The sequence below is a fragment of the Flavonifractor plautii ATCC 29863 genome (assembly GCF_000239295.1).
Lineage (GTDB): Bacteria > Bacillota > Clostridia > Oscillospirales > Oscillospiraceae > Flavonifractor > Flavonifractor plautii.
In genome coordinates this window covers 1-1166 of sequence record NZ_JH417682.1, presented here as the reverse complement: position 1 = coordinate 1166, position 1166 = coordinate 1, and the positions used below count along the sequence as shown (strand labels likewise).

Sequence of the window (1166 nt, the reverse complement as noted above, 5' to 3'; positions counted from 1 at the left end):
GCGGTGGTGAAGGTGCGGGGCAGGGCCAGGATGTTGGGGTTGGGGCCGGTGTACTTGCGCATGGCGTCGGCCAGGGCCTCCTCGAAGGTGGCGCGGGTCTTGAGGCCCATGCTGCGGGCGATGCCCGGCTCCCGGGCGCCCACGATGTAGATGGCGCTGGTGTGCTCCTCGGCCAGGTGGCCGCAGCTCATCATGGAGAAGCCGTGGAAGGGGTGGAAGGCGTTGGCGAAGCGGTACTTGCGGATGTACTCCTCCTTGGTGGCGAAGTACTCGCCGTACCGGTTCATGTCGGGGAGGATGTTCATGTAGTCGTGCTGGAACAGGTCGTACAGCTCCCGCAGGTAGGGCCAGCGCTCGTCGTGGAAGTAGCCGTCGCAGATGGAGGACACGATGAACACGCACCGGTCGCTCATGATGCGCCTGTGGCGGATGACCTGGGCGGACAGGGCCTGCATCATCTGGATGGGGTTGGTGCCCATGCCGTTGCCGTAGTGGAAGTTGGTGGGCATGCCGAACACGATGATGTCGTACTTCTTCTCCGCCCAGTGGACGTAGGTGCGCTTGTCCGCCGTCTTCCAGGACACGGGCTGCATCTCCCTGGCCCAGCCGGAGTTGATCTCGATCTGGCGGCTCTTGGTGTCCAGCACGGCGTCGCAGCAGAAGAATTTCTTGCCCATCTTCTCCTCCATCCGCATGCCCTGCTGGTCGAACTTGTGCCGCATCTCGCTGTTCGTGGACACGGGCACGAAGTCCTGCCGGTGCATCACCTGGGGCACGTGGTGGGCAGAGATGCTCCGCCAGTGGGAGATGCCGGTGGCGCAGTGCTTGTAGCCGCCGGAGTAGCCGCCGTAGGGGTTGCCCTGGGTGTGCCCGATGAGCACCGCCACGTCCGCGTCGTAGACGTACTTGTTCATGATCACGTGGTCCCCCTGGGCGGTGTAGCCCAGGTCCACCAGGTGGTCGTAGTCCTCGCTGTCGTGGCTGGTGATCTGGCCGGTGGGGTAGAACTCGCCGAACAGCTCGGGGCCCAGGATGGTCTGCATCTCGGCCACAGTAGCACGGGGGTGCAGGCCGTTGGAGAACAGCAGCAGCACGTCCTTCTGCTCCACCCCGGCGGCGTACAGCTCGTCCAGGCAGGCACGGATGGCCACCTTCCGGTGGCTGGT

1 protein-coding gene is annotated in these 1166 nt (G+C 64.8%); it reads right to left on the bottom strand.

What is annotated here, in order from left to right:
- The coding region (locus HMPREF0372_RS04800; protein ID WP_007489440.1) for a lactate racemase domain-containing protein at nucleotides 1-1166 on the bottom strand (1166 nt) is incomplete at both ends.